This is a genomic window from Streptococcus oralis, assembly GCF_001983955.1.
GTDB lineage: Bacteria > Bacillota > Bacilli > Lactobacillales > Streptococcaceae > Streptococcus > Streptococcus jiangnanensis.
This window is the reverse complement of sequence record NZ_CP019562.1, coordinates 625,853-649,651: the sequence shown is the minus strand read 5'-3', so window position 1 is coordinate 649,651 and position 23,799 is coordinate 625,853. Positions and strand designations below refer to the sequence as shown.

The following is a 23,799-nucleotide window of genomic DNA, read 5'->3' as shown; positions in this document are numbered from 1 at the left end:
TTATCTTATCTCCTTTCATCCAAAAACGAAAGTAAACGATTCCATTTTTACTAGTAAAGACGGAGAGGCCAATCGGTCCTCTCCATCTCTTCAACTCATTTATCGATGTGATTTTTTATCATCGACCAAGCTATACCAATAGGATAGCATTAGACGCACAAACTAATCCTCTTTTCGTTTTGCAGTTAATAGGGCTGCTGACAAGGCCAAGCTAACACCTGCCAAGAAAATGGCTGTTTCAGATTCTCCCTCACCTGTTTCTGGTAATCTATTTTGCTCTTCTTTTACTACTGAAACATTTGGTTTTATAGTCTGGTCATGAGCTAATAGCTCTACTGGATAATCTGGTTTTTCAAGAACAGGCGCTTCCTCATTTCCTACCGTGGCTAGAACACCACGATACTCTGGAAGTTTATGTTCTAGAGCCATTACAGCATTAACGCCACCCTTAAATTCAGGTTTCTCAACGCTTGGTGCCGCTTGATCTCCTACAGTAGCAAGAGTTCCTGTGTATTCTGGAACTTCGTTTACTGCTGCTTCTACAAAGTTAGCACCTCCTTTGAATTCTGGAACTTCATTGACTGGAGCTGGCTCCTCGCCTTTACTACTTGAAATAGATGCTTTCACTCCTACTTCAACAATGCGATCCTGAGCCTTTCTTTCTTCAGAATGAACAAGACTTCTAGTAGTACCCAAAACTTGAATATAGTCAACTTTTTCTCCATCTTGTCCTTCAGAAACGATACGACGTTGACCTTGAGCAAGTTCAGGGTTTTCACGAATAACTTCTTTAAACGGAAGCGGAGTCTTTTCAATTTCCAAACTTGGAGTTTCTGCTACTAAGTTCTTAACGCCTTCTGTTGGTGTTGTTTGGAAGGTAGACTTAAAGTGTAAACGATATTCTTTCACCAGATTTCCATCTTTGGAAACAAGACGAACCAGTGTTGGAAGATTGGCATTTCCAGAATCCACAACTGTAACTACTCCATATCCACTAGTTGTTGCAGTGACTTTTGGTTTTGAACCCATTGTTGTTAGAGTGTAATCTGTCACATTTGGATCAAAGTTTTCCAATGCTTTTCCGTCGATCGAAATAGTCGCTGATGGTGTTTCCACTTCTGATCCCTTGCCTGCAGAGTAGGCTGTAAATTCTACAAGTGCAAGACCATTGGTGGTAGCCTTACGAGTCATGCGCGCACGAATAGCTGTCGTTTGAACCGGTTCAAAGTTAAACTCGATTGGTTTACCAGCTACTAATTCTCCAGAAGCTTTGTAAGAAATTGGTACCCAATTTTCTGCCTTGTTAAATGGATGATCGGCATTTTCTTCGTAACGAGAAATCGTACTTGGTTCTGTAAAAGCAGGACCAATATATCTTTCTAGAACCATTTTCTCTGGAGCATCTGTGCCACTATCTTTAAAGAACTGAATGGCTACTTTCCCAATAGATTGAGAAGCAATTTTTCCATCCTTCTTAAAGAGTAATCCAACAGAAGTTTCTTGATTTTTCGGAGTACGAGACCAGTTTGTCCAACGTCCATCTTCATTGTATTTTCCATCATTGATATAGAAAATTCGATCATGTGAAGCTGCTTGAGTATCGTTCGTTGTCGAAGCAAAGGCTTTAGAATCAGTTTCATTGTTGCTTGGATTTTCTGAAATGACTTGATTGCCTTTAGCAACAACTGTCACCTGCATTTTAGTCGTTAGATTTGTACCAATGACATGACCGGTAACTTCAAATGTTCCCTCATGCTCTGTCGCATGTTCAGGAATAGCATCCCACTTCACTGCAAGTTTATCTGTAGTCCAATTAGTTGAAGTTGGATAATAAACACTTACTTCTGAAGGAAGTTGAAGATTGTCTCCAACATTCAAGATTTTAGCACTGTTTTCTGCAGCAAGAGGTTGACTAGTTTCTCTCTCATCATTGCGGAAAATTCGATATTCTTTCAACACCGTACCATCTTCTGCTTTCAAGATGAGACGTGTTGCACCTTTTGGACTTGTTGCAGGAACAACTGTTACCAAACCATTATTGCTAGCTGTTGCTGTGATTTCTTTGCTAGATTGAGGAATATAGTAATCTGTCTTAGATGGATTAAAATGTTCAAGATCCTTGCCATCTACCTTGATAGAAATCTCTGAACTTGTTTCACTTAAGACCTTGTTTCCAAGCACAGTTAGCTCTGTCAGACCAACACCTGATGTTCCATCTGCTTTCTTCATACGAATACGAACAGCGTAGGTTTCGACCTTGTCAAATGTGAAGTGATTGGTTTGAGTTGCAGACAGCTGACTTGGAGCATGTAAGTTTTCAACTGCTTTCCAATTGTCTGGATTATTAAATGGATGATTGCTATCTCGTTGCGCATGACTGACATCACTTGGTAAATCTGGAATTTCTTTACCTACATAATATTCAACTACATATTCTTTTGGAAGACCAATTGCTCCATCAGTATAGAAATCAACCGACAAATTGTTGACAAAACGCTTCGTCAAGTCTCCTGAATTACCAAATAAGATAGAAGCCCAGTCATTATCAGTATTTGTTCTCCAAGTAGTCCATCTATTTTTAGCATCTGATGGCGTTCTTGATACAGTCAAATCGTTCAAGGTGTTGGCTGTGTCATCTCCTCCTGTATTGGATACAATGGCAGCTGGTAATTGTGAACCTGTCCATTGTTTAGAGATATTATTTCCAGCAACCACTTGACTAGACACTCGAACATAAGCTTTAGTTGTCAGATTGCTACCTACTAAACGACCATTGATTTCATAGACCCCTTCAGTTTGACTAAAGTTGGCTGGAACCTGATCCCAAACAACATCTTTATAGATAGTTGTTCCGTTAGAATGGTAAGCCCGAACATTAGCTGGCAATTGAACCGTCTCACCCTTAGGTACTGTGAGACTGATTTCCTCTGCAACTTGCAATCCTTCAACCGTTACAGTCGCTTGAGCTTCAATATCTGTGCCTTCCACATGTCCTTTAAGCGTAAAGCTATGATAGTGCCTCAACTCTTTTTCATCTACCTTATCCCAAGCTACAGATACTTTGCGTGGCAAGCCCTTATCAAATTCTGCTCCAACTTCTTTAGGTAGATTCGGTTGCTGATTGATATCTGTAGAAACAGACACAGGATGAAGTTTCACAATCTTCTTGCTGACTTTATTTTCTTTAATCACCACTTCAGTGGTTACAGATTCTGTTTTCTCTGTTTGATTATCGATTCGAGGTGTCAAAGTCACTCTTCCCTTAGTATAGAGGAATATATTCTGACCATTCACCTCAAGATGTCCCCCATCAGATGATTTAGCTTCTAAGTGAATATCTGAAGCCGAAAACTCTGTTTGTGAACCATCCTCATAACGACCAATGACGTGATAAGTTAATACTTGATCTTCAGTGGCAGTTTCTTTTCCTTCTACAACCACTTCCAAACGTTTCAAAGCAGGAGCTTCCTTCACAAACTGAATTAAGTAAGTTTGAACCAAGTCACCCTTTTGGTCACTCAAGAAGACAGAAGCCTGATAACCATTATCAGCAGAAGCTTGCTGAACAGTTACTTGATATCCGGTAGTCTGAGCTCCAACACTTGGAATAGTTGCAGTGTAAGGAAGGGATACACGGTAATAGGTCTTGCCAGACTCAAAATTCTCAAGAGCTTTATCCCCAACAGTAAGTCCTGTAATGCTACTTGTTGTTTCCTTACTACTTGCGATAAAGGTTGCAGTCACTTCACGGTCGTCATCTACCAATTTACCAGTAGCCTCCGTACGTCCACCTTCCTTGTTCAAAGCAGCAGGGTCTTTCAAGGTCCAAGAAACAACATCAGTATCAATCAAGCTACCATCTGTCAGAACAGCTGTGACCGTTTTATCCAAATCAGCCGCATTCGTTCCAACTGGGACTGTAGCAACTTTTGGTAACCATCTATCTAAAGCAATCACTTTAACAAGTGCCTCAGCTTTAGTTTCCAAACCTTCTACACGTCCAGATACTTTTTTCTCACCTGCGCTTGTAAGCAAGTCAGATGGCATTTCCCAAGTTACAGTCTTTTCCTCAACACTACCGTCACTATAAATAGCTGTTACTGTTTGAGGTAATTCAGGATTTGTCGTCACATCAGTTGTTGCTTTTACAGGAGCAAAGGCTACAAAGTGACGATTTTCTTTCTTACCAGACACCGTTGCGACCGTTGCGCTATCAGATGTCAAACCAGCAGAATCTGCATAAAGAGTAAATTTACCTTCTTTTTCTGTTGATTTTACAATGACAATCCCTTTACCATTGAAAGCACGTCTTTGCCATGTTCCATCTGCTTGAGCTTTGTAGCGTTCACGACTAGCTTGTTCTCCATTATCCACACCAACGATTTGTCCCTGACCATGAAGATTGAAATGAACAAGATTGTTAGCTGTAGGAACCACATTACCATCGCCATCAACAATTTCATAATGGATGTAGGATAGGTCCTTTCCATCTGCAGTGATAACATGCTCTTCTTTAGTCAGACGAACTCTTGCTGGCTCCCCAGCAGTTGTCACACTATCACGCGCAATTTCGTTGCCATTTTCATCTCGAGCAATCGCAGTCAGTGTGCCTGGTTGGTATTTCACAAGCCACTCAAGATACAATTCACTTGGTTTAGCTCCCTCATGATATGGACGTCCATCTTCTGTCCTTTTCTTAGTAAATTCCTTTTTACCAAGCGACTCTCCATTTAAGAACAATTCGACGCTTGCAGCATTTGAGAAGGTACGAACCGGAACCTTTCCATCAATCAGCATCTTGCGATCCTTAAGGGTCTCTTCAGTCCAGTTCCAATGTGGTAAAATGCGAACAGTTGGCTTTTCTTTAGCACTATACCATTCACTACGGTAAAGGTAGAAATCATTCTTTGGTAAACCAGCTGTATCAATAATACCAAAGTAAGAGCTCTTGACAGGTGTACTATCTTGGTTATGCCATGGAGTCGGTTCTCCAATATAGTCAATTCCTGTCCAGATAAATTGTCCAGCATAGCCAGCACGATCACGGTCAAAAGTCCATGATTCAGTAGCTGTTCTTCCCCATCCAACACGGTCATTACCATAGTCAGATTGTTCATAGTGACGATTTGGACGATTGTCATGTCCAAGGATTTGAGCAGGGTTATAATAAGAATCACGCGTCCTAGTAGCTGAAGAAGTTTCAGAACCATAAATGAGCCAGTCTGGATGCGCTCTACGAACAGCATCATAATTACGTTCACCATAGTTCATACCGACAGCATCCATAATTTCCGCGAGTTTCAAGAAATCACCTGTCGCCGCACGACTAAATTTGTTTTCCCCCATGGTTACATAACGCTCAGTATCAATCGCTTTGATAACTGCCTTCAAGCGTTTAGCAGTTTCGATAGAACGAGGACTACCATTTGCCTCCTCTACCTCATTTCCAAGAGACCACATGACGATAGACGGATTGTTCTTATCACGTTCTACCATTGTTCTGAGATCAAAATCAGACCACTTCTCACCCTTCTTAGCCTCCGGATGAGTTGCATCTTGATCAAAGAACCGTCCATAGTCGTAAGTCTTCTTGCCACCATACCAAGTATCAAAAGCTTCCTCTTGAACCAAAAGACCTAAACTAGCTGCAGCATCAAGCAACTGAGGACTCGCTGGATTGTGGGTTGTTCGAATAGAGTTAACCCCCATATCTTTCAAGAGTTTTAATTTACGATAGGTAGCCTTATAATTCTCTTCTGCCCCCAAGGCTCCATTGTCATGGTGAATACTTACTCCGTGGAATTTCATGCGTTCACCATTCAGAGAGAAACCTTCCTTAGCAGTCCAATTGAAATAACGGTAACCAAATGTATCTTCTGTTACATCAACCAGTTGACCTTCTTTATAAACCTTTGTTTTCAACACATACAGTTGAGGATGATAACTTTTTGTCGTCCAAAGAGTTGGTTTATTAACTAGGATTGTTTGTCTGAAATCTGCAGTTTCATTTTCTGCTAAATTCTTCGTTTCAGAGCGGACTAATTCTGAAACAACCTTACCTTCCTTAGTAAAAATTTGTTGTTCCACAAAGACTTTAGCAGCCTTCTTATCCGTATTTTTAATCTTACTTTGAACCTGTGTTTCAACATTCCCTTCTTTTTGCTCAGCAAGTTTTGGAGTATTGATATGATTACCATTTTCGGCAACATGGACTTTATCACGATAACTAAGGGTTACATCACGATAAATCCCACTTCCTGAATACCAACGACTACTTGGTTGCTTATTGGTCACTTGAACAGTAATTGAATTTTCACTACCATCCTTGTTTAAAAATTCTGTGATATCATATGAAAAATGATTATAGCCACTTGGATAATGTCCGACAAATTTACCATTTACATAGACCTTTGAATCCATGTAAACCCCATCAAAATTGATACGAACATCCTTATTCTTGTCTGCTTCGTCTAATATGAAAGTCTTACGATACCAAGCTGTTCCACCATTTAACTGCCCACCTTCATTACGAGCGGGAGACTTGTGATCAAAGTCAAAATAAATACTCCAATCATGAGGAAGATTCAATTTAGACCAATCATGAACATCCACATCTTTTTTTGAAAAATCTCCTTGGGCATTTAGTTTAAAATACCAATCTTTATTAAAATCTTGTTTTCGTTCCGATAATAGCTGTTTTTCCTTTTCAACTTCGGCTTTGTTTGACTCTCTAGACAGCACTTGCGATTTTTCAGAAGAAGGTTTAATCTCTGTGTCTGCTTTCACTTGGTCCTTTTCAGAAGTTTTTTTAGAATCCTCTTTCACTTCTGTTCCAGCTGTTACTGCAGATTCAACAGGCTTTGGATTTGCCTCTTCAGATTTCTGTTTGTTATCAGCCTTGTTTCCTTCTTCTACTTTATTTGGAGTTTCCCCTTTAGGACTAACCAATTCACGACTACTCTCGTTAGTAGGTGTAGTAGGTTCTGTATCCTTAGTCACTTTGTCTTCTGCCGATTCAGCTTTTGGTTTTACAAACTCACGCCCACCATTCTCATCAGCCTTTGCAATAGCAGCTACCACATCATCGGGAAGCTTATCTAAAGGTTGAGCTTGATGAACAGTTGTTTCTTCTGTTTTAGCATTGGATGAAGCCACCTCCTCAGCTTGTACAGCAGAAATACCAAATATACTAGCCCCAATCATTACAGATGCCGCACCTATTGCAAATTTACGAATGCTATAATGACAACGTTTATCAAAAAGTCTTTTGTTCATTAAAATCCTCATTTCTTTTTCTTGATTCAAAGTAAGCGTTTACTTTATTTTAAAAAATAACCTCCTTCTGAATACACAAACAAGTACCAAGTTTTATAATATATTTTATATATTAAATATATCAAAAGGCACCTTAAATTGCAATTATTTTCCATTAATTTAACCCAATAAAATGATATATAAGAAGGGGTCATTTAAAAGGAATAGTTGCAATGAAAATAGCTTTCGGTTCTAGACTCTTTCTACTACAAATTGAATTCCATTAATATCTTTTTCAAACTTCAAATTTATAGTTTATAGACTGCATTACTCTACATAAAAAGAAGGCGAACCTCCTTCTACACTATTTTCCCTTAAATTCCGCAAAAGTCTGTAAGATCTTAGCTGCCACTGCTGGAGAAGGAGCTCCTTTTAGCTCTAACGTGTCATCTGCATATGGAGTAAGACCAGCAAAATCTCCTATCTGGACTGAATAAAGAGACGTTTTAAACAATTCAATATCGTTTTGGTCATTTCCAAAAGCGATGAAGTTCTCCCCGCATAACTTTTCAACAGTTGTCGCCTTATGAGTATCCAATGGATTAACATAAAGGCACTTTTCATGCGCATGATAGGAGAGATGAGCCTGGCCTAGTCTTTCTAGCTGACCAAGCAGATCATCAAGCAAATCCTCATGGTCACCCATATAAACGACTACCTTAATCGGAGTCCCTAAGTCCTCAAGTTTCTGATGACGAGCCACCTTTAGGGGATCCACACTGGAAATAAATGGAATCTTCTCTACAATCTGACCACTATAGTCAAAGCGATCATCTACAAAGAAAGGGAGATTATAAGTCTGGCAATAATCCACTAGCGCCTGATAAACTCTAGCATCGAGATTTCTTTCATAGATAGCTTTCCCCAGATAATAGGCTACACCACCATTCAAACCTATAACCAAGCGCTGACTGAGTTCAGGGCCTAATAAACCCAAACAATCCCGATAAGAGCGAGCTGAAGCAAACACAATCTCATGCCCATAATCTTCAGCCTTTAAAAGAACCTGCTTAATCTCCTCATCAATGGTCATATAGTCAAAAGACAGCGTCCCATCCAGATCAAATACGAATTTCATCTTCCTAATCCTTGTTCAGTGTTCGAAGTACTGCCTGATAGGTTTGCTCCATTAGCATGGTAATCGTCATAGGACCAACTCCACCCGGTACAGGTGTGATGTGACTAGCAAGTGGTTCAACAGCATCATAGTCAACATCTCCACAAAGCTTTCCATTTTCATCTCGGTTCATCCCAACATCAATGACAACCGCTCCTGGTTTGACAAAGTCAGCAGTCACAAACTTAGCGCGACCGATAGCAACCACCAGAATATCTGCTTTAGCAGCCACCTTGGCAAGATGATGGGTACGTGAGTGAGTCAAAGTCACTGTTGCATTTTTAGCCAAAAGAAGCTGAGCCATCGGTTTTCCAACAATATTTGAACGACCGATGACAACCGCATTTTTACCTTCTAGATCAATCCCATATTCATGAAACATTTCCATAATTCCTGCAGGTGTTGAAGGAATCATAACTGGATGACCAGACCAGAGGCGACCCATGTTTAGAGGATGGAAACCATCCACGTCTTTTTCGGGGTCAATGGCTAATAAAACTGCCTCTTCATCGATATGTTTGGGTAAAGGTAACTGGACCAAAATCCCATGCCAAGCTGGATCTTGATTGTATTTGGCAATCAAGTCTAACAATTCCGCTTGGGTAATGGTCTCTGGAACTCGCACTACTTCACTACGGAAGCCAGCAGCGAGAGCTGATCGTTCCTTGTTGCGAACGTAGACTTGGCTGGCAGGATTGTCCCCCACCAAAATCACCACCAATCCTGGAACTAGACCTGTTTCTTCTTTTAGTTTGGCCGTCTTTTCAGCCAACTGTCCTTGTAACTTAGCTGCAAGAGCCTTCCCATCGATAATCTGTGCCATATCTCTTCTCTTTTCTATCAAATATCCTCTATTATATCAAAAAATAATTCGCCATCCTAACACTTCTTGCCTAATGGACCTTATAGTCTGAAACTATAAGAAAAAGCCCTTGTCAAGCTTTTCTTTAATAGTTTAGTAATTTTCTTAAAACACTTAATAAATTGATTCCATCTTCAAAATTATTTAATCCTCTTCTAATTTTAAATAGGGAACTTTTCTCTTCTCTTGATAGATTTTCAAAAAATTCTTTATTAAAGAATATATTGGTAGAATTAATCAATATAAACTCTATTAATTCATAGTCTTCAATTTTTTTACCAAAATCACCATAAGTGGATAATACAACATAAGCATTCTCACTGTTAAATACATTAACAAAAACAACTTCATCGCAATCATTCGTCATACACTCCGATAACGAGAATCCAATCTTTGAAGTTTGTAAATGCCTAATATCATATTTAAAATTCATATTAATTTTACCATAAGTTGTATATTCCTTGTAATCAATTAATAATCGTTTTAAATATTTTTTAAACACACAATAATAGTCAATTTCACTTTTATATGCTCTAATAAAATCTGAGTTATAAATTTCTTTCGAATCTATAAAATACTCAGCTAGATAAAAAATCTGCAACAATTTATAGTATAGTTCAAAAGAAGCAGCTTTTATTGAATATTCTAACGCCTCTATGTACTCTTTTTCTTTCTTGAAAAAAACCTTATTATCATTCTCAATATCTGAAAAAATTAAATTATCATGATTACCACAAAACATTGTATACTTGCTTGCAGTTGTTGGATTTATTTTCTTATAAAATAAATCAACATGCTCAATATCGAACTCTTCAACAAAAGCATGATCATTGAAAGTATACAACTCCTCTGTCTCTGTTTGTAATTTCTTTAAATTTTTCTCTGCTATTGTATGTGCCTTAATAATTTTAGACGAACAATTCATAGAAATATTATCTTCCTCAAATAGTTCTCTGACAAAGCAAAACGATAATTTTTTGCGAGCTCGTTTTTCAATCTTTTCCCCTAAGATATTTGGCGCACTTCGTTTATCAGTTCTTTGTTTTGCATTCTGAAATTTCTTTAATCCAATCTTTTTACTAATTGTTTCGTAATCTCTTGTAGCTTCGTTAAGAGAATCAACATAGGCTTTACAACAATTTTTATAAAGTTTACCTGAAAGACATATACATTTAGAGTCACTCGGAATCTCAAACTGATTCATAAGTGTGTTAAATACAATTTTAGGAAATAGATTTTCAAAATCCATATTTGATTCTCCTATAATTTTTGTGTAGCTTAAAGTCAAATTAAAAGCTTTCTTCTAATTTTAAGTTACTAGTTTATCAGGTTGTTAGTAAATTAAAATCTTCTCTTTACAAAACCTTACTCAAAAATTCCTTGGTCCGTTGTTCTTTTGTTTGATCGAAAATCTCCTCTGGTGTTCCATCTTCGACAACAACCCCATCCGCCATAAAGATAACACGGTCTGCTACCTCACGCGCAAAGCCCATTTCATGCGTCACAATCACCATAGTCATCCCTGATTTAGCGAGGTCTTGCATAACAGCTAGGACTTCTCCAACCATCTCAGGGTCTAGGGCTGAAGTCGGCTCATCAAAGAGCAAAACATCTGGTTCCATAGCAAGTCCACGTGCAATGGCAATCCGTTGTTGCTGACCACCTGACAAACTCTGTGGGTAGGCCGTTGCCTTGTCTGGCAAGCCAACTTTTTCTAACAGTTCCTGTGCTCTTTTCTCCGCAACTTCCTTGCTTTCACCTTTGGTTTTAATTGGTGATAAAGTGATATTTTCCATCACTGTCATATTGGGAAAGAGGTTGAATTGTTGGAATACCATGCCCATCTTTTCACGCATAGCAAAAAGGTCATTTTTCTTATCAGTGATATCAACTCCTTCAAAGATAACCTTACCTTTACTTGCTTCTTCAAGGAGATTCATCGAACGAAGGAGAGTTGATTTCCCGCTCCCTGACGGACCGATAATGACCACAACTTCTCCTCGTTTAATCTCAAGGTTGATGCCTTTTAAAACTTCATTTTTCCCAAAAGACTTATGTAGTTCTTCAATTTTAATCAAGGTTTCTGTCATTATTTCTTGTCTCCTTGTCCAATATGTTTTTCAAATGCTTTCAACGCCACTGTCAAAACAGAGGTCATAATCAAATAGTAAAAGGCCGCAAATAAAAGAGGAGTCAACGGTAAATACGTTGTTGTTGCTACTGTCGTTGCACCATTCCACAACTCCATAACTCCAATCGCAGACAAGAGGGAACTATCCTTGATAATGGTGATAAATTCATTTCCCAGAGCTGGAAGAATATTTTTGATAGCTTGTGGCAAAATGACATAACGCATGGCATTTTTGGGACGAATACCTAGAGAATATGCAGCCTCTAACTGCCCTTTAGGAACGGCATTGATCCCCGCACGAACAGTTTCTGAAACGTAAGCACCACTATTCATAGAAATAATCAGAATACCAGGAATCAAACGAGAAAGATCAACTCCTAAAATTCCCACTTGGATAGTCGGAGCATTGATATGCATAAGAGCAAAGGCAATCATTATTTGAACCATCATTGGCGTCCCACGGAAAATCCAAACATAGACATTTGCAAACCAAACGAGCGGTTTAAAGCGTGAACGTTGGGCAAAGGCCAGTAACACACCTATAATGGTCCCTAAGCAGACAACAAGGATGGAAATCAATACGGTAATCAGAGCACCATAGTTAAAATACGGTAAATACTTTGGTAAAAAAGAAAAATTCATATTCAATCAACTTTCTATGTATTAGATTGTATTATTATAACATGAATTGAATTAAAATGCAATCCTTTTTCCCTAATTTTAACAATTAACTTGATAGAATAGAGAAATAGAGAGAAATCACAGTTTTTTTCTAGTCAACTACCTCTTGTTTATGGTAAAATAGAAACGATAAGAAATGGAGGAGAATCAAAATGGAATCACATTTGGTTAGAATCATTAACCGCCTAGAAGCAATGACAAAAGATGGTGGAAATCTAAAACGTAATTTTGAACGTGAAGGTGTTGTTGTCGCAGAAGTTGCATACAGCCACGACGAAGAAAACGGATCACTCTTCACCCTTCGCGATGTAGAAGCTCGTGAAACTTATACCTTTGATAGCATTGATTTGATTGCAATGGAGATCTACGAACTCCTTTACTAATATAAAAACAACGGGCAGTAAGGCCCGATGAATGAGAATCCTTTTTGTCACCACAAATGGGATTTTTTCTTACCTTCAATGTCGCTGGATTCTCCATAGATCCTTCTTTTAAAAACGACCACTTCCCAATCTTTTTACTTGCTTTACACCTTAATCATGCTATAATGAGAGTATAAAACTTTGACTATTCTTGACCTTTTTCTTAGGCCAAGAATAAGAATGAAATGAGGTAGATGTATGCTCTGTCAAAACTGTAAAATTAACGACTCAACAATTCATCTGTATACCAATATCAATGGACAGCAAAAGCAAATTGATCTCTGTCAAAATTGCTATAAAATTATCAAAACAGATCCAAATAATACCCTCTTTAAAGGAATGACTGACTTAAACAATCATGACTTTGATCCTTTCGGCGACTTTTTCAATGATTTGAACAATTTCAAACCTTCTTCAAATAACGTCCCTCCAACTCAATCTGGTGGAGGATATGGAGGAAACGGTGGTTATGGACCTCAAAACCGCGGACCTGTTCAAACACCTCCTAGTCAAGAAAAAGGACTCCTAGAGGAATATGGTATCAATATTACTGAGATTGCTCGTCGGGGAGATATCGACCCTGTTATCGGTCGAGATGAGGAGATTATCCGCGTTATTGAAATCCTCAACCGTCGAACCAAGAACAATCCTGTCCTTATCGGAGAACCAGGTGTTGGTAAAACAGCTGTTGTTGAGGGTCTAGCTCAGAAGATTGTCGATGGTGATGTTCCCCATAAACTCCAAGGCAAGCAGGTCATCCGTCTGGATGTGGTTAGTCTAGTTCAAGGAACAGGGATTCGAGGCCAATTTGAAGAACGTATGCAAAAACTCATGGAAGAAATTCGCAAACGTGAGGACATCATCCTCTTTATCGACGAAATCCATGAAATTGTTGGTGCAGGATCTGCTGGCGATGGCAATATGGATGCAGGAAATATCCTCAAACCTGCTCTTGCCCGTGGTGAATTGCAAATGGTTGGTGCCACTACTCTCAATGAATACCGCATCATTGAAAAAGATGCTGCTCTAGAGCGCCGTATGCAGCCTGTCAAGGTAGATGAACCAACTGTCGAAGAAACCATTATCATCCTTAAAGGAGTTCAAAAGAAATACGAAGACTACCATCACGTCAAGTATACTGATGCTGCTATCGAAGCTGCTGCAAATCTTTCCAACCGCTATATCCAAGACCGCTTCTTGCCAGACAAGGCTATTGACCTGTTGGATGAAGCTGGTTCTAAGATGAATCTGACACTGAATTTTGTTGATCCTAAAGTGATTGATCAGCGTTTAATTGAAGCTGAAAATCTCAAGGCGCAAGCTACACGAGAGGAAGACTTTGAAAAGGCTGCTTATTTCCGCGATCAGATTGCCAAGTACAAAGAAATGCAAAAGAACAAGGTGACAGATCAGGATACTCCAATCATCAGCGAGAAAACAATCGAACATATCATTGAGCAGAAAACCAATATCCCTGTTGGAGAACTCAAAGAAAAAGAACAGTCTCAGCTTATCCATCTAGCAGACGACCTCAAAGCTCATGTCATTGGTCAAGATGAAGCTGTCGATAAGATTGCCAAGGCCATCCGTCGTAATCGTGTTGGACTTGGAACTCCTAACCGCCCAATCGGAAGCTTCCTCTTTGTCGGACCAACTGGTGTCGGTAAGACAGAACTCTCTAAACAACTAGCCATTGAGCTCTTTGGTTCTGCTGACAGCATGATTCGCTTTGATATGAGTGAATACATGGAAAAACACAGTGTGGCTAAATTGGTCGGAGCCCCTCCAGGTTATGTTGGTTATGATGAAGCTGGGCAGCTGACTGAAAAGGTTCGTCGCAACCCATATTCTCTCATCCTTCTCGATGAGGTCGAGAAAGCCCATCCAGATGTGATGCACATGTTCCTTCAAGTCTTGGACGATGGTCGTTTGACAGATGGGCAAGGACGCACAGTTAGCTTTAAGGATGCCATCATTATCATGACTTCAAATGCTGGAACTGGTAAGGCCGAAGCCAGCGTTGGTTTTGGAGCCGCTCGTGAAGGGCGAACCAACTCTGTCCTTGGTGAACTTGGCAACTTCTTTAGTCCAGAGTTTATGAACCGTTTTGACGGCATCATCGAGTTCAAAGCTCTCAGCAAGGACAACCTTCTTCAAATCGTCGAACTCATGCTAGTAGATGTTAACAAACGCCTCTCCAGCAACAACATTCATTTAGATGTAACGGACAAAGTCAAGGAAAAGTTAGTTGACCTAGGTTATGATCCAAAAATGGGGGCGCGCCCACTCCGCCGTACCATTCAAGACCATATCGAGGATGCTATCACAGACTACTACCTTGAAAACCCAAGTGAAAAAGACCTCAAGGCAGTTATGACAAGCAATGGCAAGATTCAAATCAAATCTGCCAAAAAAACTGAAAAAACAGAAGAGATTGCTTCTGAAAGAGAAGAATAAATCTATCTAACAAGTGCAGAAAGTCTATCATTTTCTGCACCTTTTTTACTAAAATAACTGTAAAACCTTGACAGCTAGCCCCTCGTCCATTATGATAATAATAAAGATACTAGAGAATGAGGAAAATGCAATGGCAAACCCAACTTTTGGTGAAAAAAAAGAGAATGTGACTTACCAGCCTCGCTATGGCGTGTACGCAGTTATTCCGGATGTGGAGAAAAAACAAATCGTCTTAGTCCAAGCTCCCAATGGTGCTTGGTTCTTGCCAGGTGGAGAGATTGAAGCAGGCGAAGATCATCAAGAAGCACTGAAGAGAGAACTAATCGAAGAACTTGGCTTTACAGCTGAGATTGGAACCTATTATGGACAAGCTGATGAGTATTTCTACTCTCGCCACCGTGATACCTACTACTACAACCCAGCTTATCTCTATGAAGCTATTTCTTTCCAAGAAGTACAAAAACCATTGGAAGATTTTAATCATATCGCCTGGTTCCCTATTGACGAGGCAATAGAAAAACTCAAACGTGGTAGCCATAAATGGGGAATAGAAGCTTGGAAAATCCAGCATGGAATTGACTAAAATACACGATTTTATCCAAAAAGTGCTATAATAGAGTTAGAAAATCGGAGGAACTGTTATGAAGCTTATCAATACGACAAACTCACACTCGCAACTTGTTAAAAGCCAATTAGAAAGCACAGACGCAACTCTTGTCGAGGTTTATTCTGCTGGAAACACAGATGTAGTTTTCACGCAAGCCCCGCTTCACTATGAAATCCTCATTTCCAACAAACACCGAGCTATTCGTGAACCTGAAATCGAAACCATCCAAGACTTCTTCTTGAAACGTAAAATCGACAAAGGTAGCATTGATGAAGCCAATATCAAGACGCTTTATTCAGATAAATTGATTGAGATTTCAATCCCTATAAAATAAGAAGACCAGCCAAAAGCTGGTTTTCTTTTGCAAAAAAGATTGGTAGTTCACAGCTACCAATCTTTTAATTTTATTTCACAGCTTCTTTTAATGCATCTACCTTGTCCAAACGTTCCCATGGAAGGTCAATATCTGTACGTCCCATGTGTCCATAAGCCGCTGTTTGACGGTAAATTGGACGTTTAAGGTCTAGCATTTGGATAATTCCTGCAGGACGAAGGTCAAAGATTTGACGCGCTGCTTTTTCAAGCTTGCTTTCAGCTACTGTTCCTGTACCAAAAGTATCGATACGAACAGAAACAGGTTGCGCCACCCCGATAGCATAGGCCAATTGTACTTCTGCCTTCTTAGCAAGGCCTGCTGCAACGATGTTCTTGGCAATGTAGCGAGCTGCATAAGAGGCTGAACGGTCCACCTTCGTCGCATCCTTACCTGAGAAGGCACCACCACCATGACGAGAGTAGCCACCATAGGTATCCACGATAATCTTACGACCAGTCAAACCTGAGTCTCCTTGAGGTCCACCGATTACAAAACGACCAGTTGGATTGATGAAGAATTTTGTTTGCTCATCCAAGTAAGAAGCCGGAATAACTTCTTTAATGACCTTGTTAATCACATCTTTGTGAATTTGTTCGTTGCTGACTTCTGGATCGTGCTGAGTTGAAATTACGACTGTGTCCACGCGCACTGGACGGTCATTTTCATCATACTCAACTGTAACTTGTGATTTAGCATCAGGGCGAAGATAGCTGATTTCACCAGACTTGCGAAGTTCTGCCAAACGACGAACCAGTTTATGACTGAGTGAAATTGGCAATGGCATGAGTTCCTCTGTCTCATCTACTGCAAATCCAAACATGAGACCTTGGTCTCCAGCTCCAATCAAGTCCAGTGGATCTTGATCCGCATTTCCACGAACTTCCAAGGCTTCGTTAACACCTTGGGCGATATCTGGTGACTGCTCAACAAGTGACGGATGAACTCCAACGGTCTCCGCAGAAAAACCATACTCTGTATTGGTATAACCAATCTCTGCAATGGTATCACGAACCACTCGGTTAATATCTACATAAGCATGTGTAGAAATTTCACCAAAAACATGAACCGAACCTGTGTATACAGCTGTCTCGGCAGCAACGTGCGCATCTGGATCTTTAGCTAAAATAGCATCCAAAATCGCATCTGAAATTTGGTCTGCAATCTTATCCGGATGCCCCTCAGATACAGATTCAGACGTGAATAATTTACGTTCTGACATAAAAATGTCCCCCCTTAAAAAATATTGTTATAGAGTTACAAAGTACTGATAGGTATTTCTATCGTCTAAGAGTTACGACTCGAAAGAAATATAAACGATACTTTTTTATTTCTGAAGCTAGTAAGGCGCATAGGGTGATCGCGTTATAGCGGCAACCGTAGAAGGACGAGCGACTTTGGAGCCGTCATTCTTTGCGAGTTACAAAGTACTGATAGAAATTTCTACCATCTTATCGGGACTATATAACCTTATCATTATACCACTTTTTACTTTTTTTTGCAGTATTTTCTCGAAATCGAAAAAAGAACCTTACGGCTCTTTTCTGGTCATAAAAATTCGGTTTGTACTCCATAATACAGAAGCTCATACCTATGCTTATCTGCATACTTCGTTTACAAACTACCTATTTTTTATCACAATATTCTTACAAACAATCTTCCAGTTAGGCTTACTGTTCCTTAGACTTTCTATTGCTTACAGTTAAGCCAAGTCCAGCCATTAGGAGGCCAAGTCCCACAATACCATAGTTCGCTGTATCATTACTTCCTGTATCAGGGAGTTTCGCCACTTCTTTTTTATAAGCTGTAGCTACTGGAACTGTGGTAGTTGGAGTCGCACTTCCTGTCTGAGCAATAGGTAGTGTTGTACGACGTTCTAGGTAAAATTGGTAATTATCTTTCGTTACCTTGTAATTGTGTCCTTCAGTTACAGTTTCAACAATCCATGTAGTTGCATCCTTAGTTAAAGAATCAGCCAAGTTACGATCAATATTCATTAATCGACCTTCAGATACAAAATCTTTATAGCTAATATCGGTCCCTGTCGAAGTTGCAACAATTCTTTCGATTTTTGCGGCTTTCAAAGACGCAAGAGTATTCGCCATCGTTGGAATTGAAGGATCCTCCTTCATTGGAGCATCTGTCAACAATACGACAAACTTTTTATTTTTAGGTGACTTAGACCAGTCGTAGGTTGAAATAATTTGTGTAAGAGCAGGTGTAGATGTTTCAGGGAAGTCTCCACTATGTGCAATCTTAATGCCTGCTAAGGCTTTTTCAAGCTCAGCTGGGTCAGAGGTAAAATAAGATTCATTAAATTTTGTTAAAATTGTACCCTCATCTGCTAATCCACCTATACGTCCATATACTTCATCACTAAAGGTAGCTAATCCAAAACGTGCTGCTACTCCATCTTTAGCAAGATTTCTTGCAAACTCATTGATATTGTTACGGACAGTGTCAATAGTTCGATACATAGATGCTGAACGGTCAACAACAAAAACGATATCGGCAGAGTTAGATTTTGAAATCGTTCTTGTCGCTTTCTTAATTTCGACTGTAGTTGTTTTATCAACACGTTCATATTGGGTATAAGAATTTCCATCTTCATCTTTCCCACTCACTGTACTCTCAGTTGTTTCAGTCTTTGGAGCAGGAAGTTCTTCACTTTTTACAGGTGCCACTTCTGTCTTTGTGACTTCGACTGTTGCAGTTTCTTCATGAATCTTTTGATCACCTTCTTGGCGTTCTTTCACGTCAATAGGTGAAACCTTCTTAGAAACATCAACAAGTTCTCCAGGTTTTGCATCTGATTGGTTAACGACTGGTTTCGCCTCATCAGCTTTAATTTCTGCTAAAGCAGCTTCGACTGCAGATTTATTTGCTTCGGTTTTCTTTACTGTTTCAGCTGAAGTAGATGCCGGTTGTGTTGTTTCATCTGCAGACACTTGTCCGACCTGAGCAAAAGCAAACAAAATTGCTACAGAAGCCAACCCAACTTTCATTTTACGGAATGAAAAACGTTGTTGTTTCATAAATGATTTATCCATAGAAGTCCCCTTTTCTTTTCACGGATCATATTATATAATCCGATTTTTTTATAGTATGATAACACAATTTTGTATAGTTTTCAATTTTTTTCCTTACGATTTCAATAAAATATTGGTCTAAAAAAGGTTTTAAAGCAATTACTGTTTTATAAATTAAATTATTTAAAATATATAATTATTATCTCCTTTGAATATTTCCGGAAATAAAAACTCAGTAGAATCAGGTGATTCTACTGAGTTTTTAAAATGTTTGGCGTTTGGCTTTTCGCTCTGCACGGCCACGTGCGCGATTTTCAGCACGCTTGGTTTTGCGGCGTTTTTCATCCACCGCCCATTGAATCTTCTTCTTATAGCCTGGTTTGACCTTTTTCTTTTTCTTTTTGACCAAGCCAATCATTTCAATATCAAGCTTATCCTGCTTCTTTTCACGATTGGCACGACGATCACGGTCATAGGTATCTTGAAACTCTCCGTCTTTGACCATCTTAGGAGTAAACTTGATCCCTAATTTTTCTAACTCACGGATATCCGAGTCATCACTTGGCTGGTAAAGGGTAATCGCTGTACCAGGCAGTCCGTTGCGCCCAGTTCGTCCAACACGGTGAACAAAGAAAGACAAGTCTTGCGGAATGGCATCATTGATAACATGGCTGACCCCTTCAATATCAATTCCACGCGCTGCCAAGTCCGTTGCGACAATGTACTCAAAATCCAGATTTTTCACCTGATTCATGATCCGTTTGCGTTCACGAGGAGCAATGTCTCCATGAATCTTAGCTACCTTCAATCCTTGAGCAGTCAAGTAGGCATGTAACTCATCAGCACGCGTTTTTGTGTTAACAAAAATCATTGCTAAATAAGGCTGCATCAACTGAGTCAGCTGGTAAATCTGAGCATTTTTGTCGCGGCCCTTGGTCGAAATCAACCAGTTATCAATGGTAGCTGAGATAACTGTTTTAGTCTTGATTTTTTCCATGACAGGATTTGACAAGTATTTCTTCAAGAATGGTTGCAATTTTTGAGGAATCGTCGCTGAAAAAACCATGAATTGCAAGTCTTTTGGAAGGCTCCCTGCAATCTTATCAACGGTTTCCAAGAATCCCATATCCAAGGTCATATCTGCTTCATCAATTACAAAGGTCTTGGCCTTGTGAATAGCCAAATCACCAGACTTGACCAAGTCATAGATGCGACCTGGCGTTCCGATAACGATATGTGGTTGGTTGCTGGCAAGTTTTTCAATCTGACGCGCCTTATCCGTACCACCTACATAATTAACCACACGAACTTCGACATCTGAGTGAACTGCAATCTGACGAGCTGCTTGGTATATTTGAGTGGCCAACTCACGACTTGGTGCAGTAATGACCGCTTGCACACTATCGCTAGTTTCATCTAATTGCTGGAAAATGGGTAATAAGAAAGTATGAGTCTTTCCTGAACCTGTTTTTGACTCGCCCACCAAGTCACGACCTGCCAAGACAATAGGAATCAACTTTTCCTGAACCTCGGTAGGAGTCGTAAACTTCAACTCCTCCAAGGCTTCTACTATATAATTTTTAAATTGAAATTTCTTAAATGACATACTATCCTCGATTCTATCCTTTCAATTATACCATATTTTGTCCTATTGCAGTAGCCCCATTTGAGTCTCAGTCCTGTAGTAAAGATTCGAATAGATTAAAAAGTTGGAACTCTCTGGTTCCAACCTCTTTCATTATTTCCAGGTCAATACAGCATTCAAACCATAATGATCACTGACTTGTGGACTATTTTGGCCATCAAAAACTACTTGCAAACTCTCTACTTCTAACTCTTTGGTCGTAAAGACGTAGTCGATTCGTAATGGCTCGGTATTGCCTTTCCAACCATCAATTTCTGGTGGAACGGTGTAGCTACCACTTCTTTCTTTCGCAACTTCAAACGCGTCTTGTAATCCTAATGGGCTAGCTAAAATCGCTTGATAGCCTTCCTGACCAGCTGGATTATTAAAATCACCTGCTAAAATCAGAGGTTTGTTCAACTCTTTTAGTACAGCCTCAAATCGTGCCCATTCTTCTTGGAAACCTTTATCCCACCAAGAGAGATGAACGCTTGCAAGAGCAAGTTCCTTACCTTCAACCTCTGTCTCAGCCAAGGCAACGCGACGAGTATGGTAGTCCGTTGGATCATCTACATCTGATACTAAAATCTCACGCGCCTTAATAGGTGTTTTAGATAAGATAGCTACGCCTTCATGGTAGCGGTCATAGCCAATATGATTGTAAGCCCAAGTCCAGTAGTAGTTTTTCCCTTTCTCAGCCAATTTTTCAACCAGAAGTCGGACATAGTGATCCTGATGAATGGGTTCTGCTGATGGTAAAGCTTGATAGTGATTGTTAACCTCTCCCTCAGGCGAAGTCATTTCTTGATTGATTTCTTGGAAACAAATCAAATCATAATCCTTATCAAGAATGTCTTGGAGTAAGATTTGGAATTTTTCCTCTGCTTCCTTCTCCATCCAACTGTGGGTATTGAGTGTTAGAAATTTCATGCTTTTCTCCTAAAACAAGAGGTTGGAAAACAGCTTCCAACCCCAAGTATATTACAATTCTACTTTAGCAACTGCTGTTTTAGCTGCAAGAGAACCTGTTTGTTCTAATTTAACTGATTTGAGGACATCACCATTTGTGAAGACAACCACTGTTGATGTTTTGCGTCCTGCTTCTCGAATAGCATCCAAGTCAGCTGTGACAAGAAGATCACCAGCAACCACTTTTTGTCCTTCAGAGACATGAACAGTAAATGGTTTTCCTTCAAGACTTACTGTATCCAAACCAATATGAACAAGCACTTCAAGACCTGAGTCAGTGACAAGACCAAGAGCGTGTTTTGTTGGGAAGATACTTGATACAGTACCAGTAACTGGAGATACAATGTTGCCATTTGCTGGCTCTACTGCAAATCCATCACCCATCATTTTTTGAGCAAAAACTGGATCTTCCACTTGTTCCAAGGCAACAACTTGACCGTCAGCTACTGAGTAAACTTCCTCAGTTACACCTTTGAAATGGACAGTATTTTGTTGAGTTTCTGTCATTTGACTTGGAAGAGTTTCAGGAATTACTTCACCTGAGTCAAGGATATCTTGGATATCAGATTTCAATACATCAGCTTTTGGTCCGTAGATAGCTTGGACACCTTGTCCTTTCATGACAAGCCCCATAGCTCCTTCTGCTTTCCATTGTTCCTCAGTACCAACGCGATCTGCGTCTTTAACAGTTACACGAAGACGAGTCATACATGCATCCACATCTACGATATTTGCACGACCACCAAGAAGGTTAATGATATTTACGGCTTGAGAAGCTGCTGCAACTTTTGGAGTTCCAGAAGCTGCTTCTTCTGATGCTCCTTCAGCTGTTTCGTAGTTTCCGTTACGTCCTGGAGTTGCGTAGTTGAATTTCTTGATCATGAAGTTGGCAATGAAGTACATGATAACCGCAAAGAGAACAGTTACCCAGATAAAGTTAACGATATCCATACCAATACCAGCATTAATTGCCAATGGTGTACGAGTCAAGAATTCAATTGAACCGAATGAGTGGACACGAAGGTGAACAATATCTGCCATAGCAAAGGCAGCACCTTGAACTACTGAATAAACAAGGTAAAGCGGTGTTGCGATGAACATGAACATATACTCGATAGGTTCAGTAACCCCTGTCAAGAATGTTGCAAGGGCTGTCGCAATCATCATACCCTTGTATTGGTGTTTCTTGTCAGCATCAACATTGCGGTAGATAGCAACGATGACACCCATCAAGATACCAAATGAACCGATCATTTGTCCAACTTTGAAACGAGCTGGAGTGACTGTTGTAAGAAGGTGTTGGTATTGGTCAGCATTTGAACCTTTAAGGTTAACAAGGTCAGTTACCCATGCAAGCCAAAGGGGATCTTGACCAAATACTTGTGTTCCTTTTGCTGCACCAGTTAACACTTCGTATGTTCCACCAAGAGCTGTATAGTTCATTGGGATTGTCAACATGTGGTGAAGACCGAATGGCAAGAGCAAACGTTCCAAAGTACCATACAAGAATGGTGCAAGGACTGGAGCAGTTTCTTGTGAGTTGGCAATCCAAATACCGAAGTTGTTGATACCTGTTTGAACTACTGGCCAAAAGGCAGCAAGTAGAATTGCAGCAATAGCTGAACGAAGAATAACGACGAATGGTACGAAACGTTTACCATTGAAGAATGAAAGGGCATCAGGAAGTTTACGGAAGTTGTAGTATTTGTTATAAGCTGTTGCCCCAACAAAACCAGAGATAATCCCTACAAAAACCCCCATGTTAAGAGCTGGTGCCTCAAGAACGCTGATAAAGTAGTCAGCAACCTTGATTGAACCACCAAAGAAGGTAGTAACCATTGCTTCAGGGTTTTTCAACATATCACCTGTAACACCGAAGATAGCACCTGTGATACGGTTAATCAAGATAAAGGCAAGTCCAGCTGCAAATGCACCACCTGCACGTTCTTTTGCCCAGCTTCCCCCAATAGCAAGGGCAAACAAGATATGAAGGTTACCGATAACCCCCCAACCAATTTGCTCAAGGATTCCACCTGTAATCACTAGAGGAGCAAGGTTTGGGTCGATCATCACGATTGATTTACCGATTGAGATCATCAATCCCGCCGCTGGCATAACGGCGATAACCACCATTAAAGCCTTACCGAATTTTTGCCAAAATTCGAAAGACAAGACATTTTTGAATGTAGCTTTCATCATTCAAATCTCCTTTA

The 23,799-nt window shown here is 39.8% G+C and carries 15 protein-coding genes; 4 read left to right on the top strand and 11 right to left on the bottom strand.

The genetic code is table 11. From position 1 onward, the window contains the following. Nucleotides 1–162: 162 nt before the first annotated feature. The 6 genes from BWR56_RS03075 to BWR56_RS03050 all read right to left on the bottom strand — a co-directional run bounded on the left by BWR56_RS03075 (nucleotide 163) and on the right by BWR56_RS03050 (nucleotide 12,066). A complete protein-coding gene (locus BWR56_RS03075) occupies nucleotides 163–7,275 on the bottom strand; it encodes an SIALI-17 repeat-containing surface protein (RefSeq protein ID WP_076984448.1) in 7,113 nt (2,370 codons plus the stop codon). Between the two features lie 343 nt (nucleotides 7,276–7,618). Further along, complete coding sequence (locus BWR56_RS03070) at nucleotides 7,619–8,392, bottom strand: HAD hydrolase family protein (protein WP_049504962.1); 774 nt, start codon at nucleotides 8,390–8,392, stop codon at nucleotides 7,619–7,621. A 4-nt stretch (nucleotides 8,393–8,396) separates the two neighbouring features. Next, entirely contained in the window at nucleotides 8,397–9,254 is an 858-nt protein-coding gene (locus BWR56_RS03065; protein ID WP_196769371.1) for a bifunctional methylenetetrahydrofolate dehydrogenase/methenyltetrahydrofolate cyclohydrolase, read from the bottom strand. Between the two features lie 124 nt (nucleotides 9,255–9,378). Beyond that, a complete protein-coding gene (locus BWR56_RS03060) occupies nucleotides 9,379–10,542 on the bottom strand; it encodes a hypothetical protein (RefSeq protein WP_049504958.1) in 1,164 nt (387 codons plus the stop codon). Nucleotides 10,543–10,648: 106 nt separating this feature from the next. Next, complete coding sequence (locus BWR56_RS03055; RefSeq protein ID WP_000140925.1) at nucleotides 10,649–11,383, bottom strand: amino acid ABC transporter ATP-binding protein; 735 nt, start codon at nucleotides 11,381–11,383, stop codon at nucleotides 10,649–10,651. Continuing rightward, nucleotides 11,383–12,066: an amino acid ABC transporter permease gene (locus tag BWR56_RS03050; RefSeq protein WP_001011622.1), complete on the bottom strand. Its 684-nt coding sequence runs from the start codon at nucleotides 12,064–12,066 to the stop codon at nucleotides 11,383–11,385. Before BWR56_RS03050 ends, BWR56_RS03055 begins: the two co-directional genes overlap by 1 nt. Before the next feature lie 191 nt (nucleotides 12,067–12,257). Between BWR56_RS03050 and BWR56_RS03045 the strand changes: the two genes are divergently transcribed. The 4 genes from BWR56_RS03045 to BWR56_RS03030 all read left to right on the top strand — a co-directional run bounded on the left by BWR56_RS03045 (nucleotide 12,258) and on the right by BWR56_RS03030 (nucleotide 15,925). Continuing rightward, the gene (locus BWR56_RS03045; protein ID WP_000443577.1) at nucleotides 12,258–12,488 is read left to right on the top strand and encodes a DUF1797 family protein; all 231 of its coding nucleotides are present in this window, start codon (nucleotides 12,258–12,260) and stop codon (nucleotides 12,486–12,488) included. A gap of 237 nt (nucleotides 12,489–12,725) precedes the next feature. Next, nucleotides 12,726–14,984 (top strand): ATP-dependent Clp protease ATP-binding subunit, encoded by a 2,259-nt coding sequence (locus BWR56_RS03040; RefSeq protein WP_049504956.1) that lies wholly within the window; start codon nucleotides 12,726–12,728, stop codon nucleotides 14,982–14,984. 130 nt (nucleotides 14,985–15,114) lie between these two features. Further along, a complete protein-coding gene (locus tag BWR56_RS03035; RefSeq protein ID WP_049504954.1) occupies nucleotides 15,115–15,567 on the top strand; it encodes an NUDIX hydrolase in 453 nt (150 codons plus the stop codon). A 58-nt stretch (nucleotides 15,568–15,625) separates the two neighbouring features. After that, on the top strand, nucleotides 15,626–15,925 hold the full coding sequence (locus BWR56_RS03030; protein WP_000767205.1) for a DUF1827 family protein: 300 nt from the start codon (nucleotides 15,626–15,628) through the stop codon (nucleotides 15,923–15,925). Between the two features lie 70 nt (nucleotides 15,926–15,995). Here the strand turns inward: BWR56_RS03030 and metK are convergent, their stop codons facing one another. The 5 genes from metK to BWR56_RS03000 all read right to left on the bottom strand — a co-directional run bounded on the left by metK (nucleotide 15,996) and on the right by BWR56_RS03000 (nucleotide 23,785). Then, nucleotides 15,996–17,186: a methionine adenosyltransferase gene (metK, locus tag BWR56_RS03025; protein ID WP_049504952.1), complete on the bottom strand. Its 1,191-nt coding sequence runs from the start codon at nucleotides 17,184–17,186 to the stop codon at nucleotides 15,996–15,998. Between the two features lie 448 nt (nucleotides 17,187–17,634). Further along, complete coding sequence (locus BWR56_RS03015; protein ID WP_049504950.1) at nucleotides 17,635–19,014, bottom strand: VWA domain-containing protein; 1,380 nt, start codon at nucleotides 19,012–19,014, stop codon at nucleotides 17,635–17,637. 241 nt (nucleotides 19,015–19,255) lie between these two features. Continuing rightward, a complete protein-coding gene (locus BWR56_RS03010) occupies nucleotides 19,256–20,599 on the bottom strand; it encodes a DEAD/DEAH box helicase (protein WP_076984446.1) in 1,344 nt (447 codons plus the stop codon). Between the two features lie 132 nt (nucleotides 20,600–20,731). Beyond that, nucleotides 20,732–21,547 carry an endonuclease/exonuclease/phosphatase family protein gene (locus BWR56_RS03005; RefSeq protein WP_049504946.1) on the bottom strand — a complete coding sequence of 272 codons (816 nt, stop codon included), beginning with the start codon at nucleotides 21,545–21,547 and terminating at the stop codon, nucleotides 20,732–20,734. Between the two features lie 51 nt (nucleotides 21,548–21,598). Next, a complete protein-coding gene (locus BWR56_RS03000) occupies nucleotides 21,599–23,785 on the bottom strand; it encodes a PTS transporter subunit IIBC (RefSeq protein WP_076984445.1) in 2,187 nt (728 codons plus the stop codon). Nucleotides 23,786–23,799 lie beyond the last annotated feature (14 nt).